The organism is Streptomyces triticirhizae, from assembly GCF_003696235.1.
In the GTDB taxonomy this organism is placed as follows: domain Bacteria; phylum Actinomycetota; class Actinomycetes; order Streptomycetales; family Streptomycetaceae; genus Streptomyces; species Streptomyces triticirhizae.
Map to the genome: position 1 here is coordinate 1 of NZ_RFFJ01000395.1, position 1,257 is coordinate 1,257.

At 77.9% G+C, this 1,257-nt stretch carries 2 pseudogenes; both read right to left on the bottom strand.

Annotated features, from left to right (window positions below):
- Positions 1-149: 149 nt before the first annotated feature.
- Positions 150-863, bottom strand: a pseudogene (locus EBN88_RS32275) (Hsp70 family protein); the annotation flags it as partial.
- Positions 851-1,257 (bottom strand): annotated as a pseudogene (locus EBN88_RS32285) (FAD-dependent monooxygenase); the annotation flags it as partial. The pseudogenes EBN88_RS32275 and EBN88_RS32285, both read right to left, overlap by 13 nt.

Consider the following 1,257-nt stretch of genomic DNA (forward strand, 5'->3'; position numbering starts at 1 on the left):
CGCGCGCGTCGCCGGCCGGTCCGCGCCACGGGCCGCGCCCGGGCAGCCTCGGCGCCGACCGGCGCGGTCGCGGTCGCGGTGGAGGCGGCCGGGGAGCGGCAGCCCTCAGGAGGCGGGTGAGGCGCAGGGGCGAGACCGCGCAGGCCCGGCCAGCGGGCGGAGCGGAGGAGCGCGGCCGCCCGTTCCATCGTCGCCTGGTTGACAGTGGCGGCCGTCTCGTCCTGAGGCACGCCTCGGGGAGCGGGGGCAGGGCGAGTTCGAGGACCGCGAGGGTCCGGTTGCGCGCCGCGTCCTGGCGCTCGCCCTCCACGACGTGGAACACCGCCGTGGGCTGGTCGTCCGTGTGCGTGGTGAAGATCTCCGGGCGCTTCGTGGGGATGGTCTCGTTCCGTCGGGGCCGTCCGGTCCGGTGGCGAGATGGGGCAGCCGGAGGCTCGTGGTGCGCGCCGTCGACAGCTCGGTCCTCGCCGCCTCGGCCGCCTCGCGCAGCCGCGCGAGCGCGGCGACGTCGCCGGTGAGATCCACCCCGTGTCGCCGCCGAGCCGGCTGTCGCCCGAGGTGGCCTTGATCTCCGCGACGCCGTCGCCGAGTTCGACGAGGGAGACGTCGAGGGTGCCCGCGCCGAGGTCGAAGACCAGGACGGTGAGAACCTCGTCCGGGTACGGGCCATAGGCCATCGCCACGGCCGAGGGCGCGTTGATCAGCCGCAGGACGTTGAACCCGGCCCGTTCACCGGCCCGGGCCAGCGCGGCCCGCTGGTCGCGACGGAAGCCGGCGGGCACCGCCAGCACCGCGTCGGTGACAGGCTCGCCGAGGTAGGTTTCGGCGTCCTGGCGCAGGCGGGCGAGGATCAGCCCGGCGATGGCTCGGCCCGCGCCGGGGTCGTGCCGCGCAGGCGCCGCACGGCCTCGCGCAGCGCGTCCGTGTGGGCGCCCGGGAGCCAGGCCGCCAGGTGGCCGTCGGGCCGCACCAGCAGGACCGTGTGCGCGCCCGCGCCCGGGTACTCCTCCGTGACCAGCACTTCCGCCGGCAGCTCCAAGGTCTCGGCGACGGCGGCCAGTTCGGGCATCAGCCCCGCCGACAGCCAGTGCTTCGCGTCCCAGACCCGGGCGCCCGGCGCCGTGAGGACGAGCAGCAGCGGCCCGCCCAGCCGGTCGCGCAGCCGCGCCCGCGCCCCGTCCAGCGCCGTCACCGGCACGTCGGCGACCGGCGCGCCGACCCGGGGCGTCGTCGCGACGTCCCCCGCGCCCCGCCGCG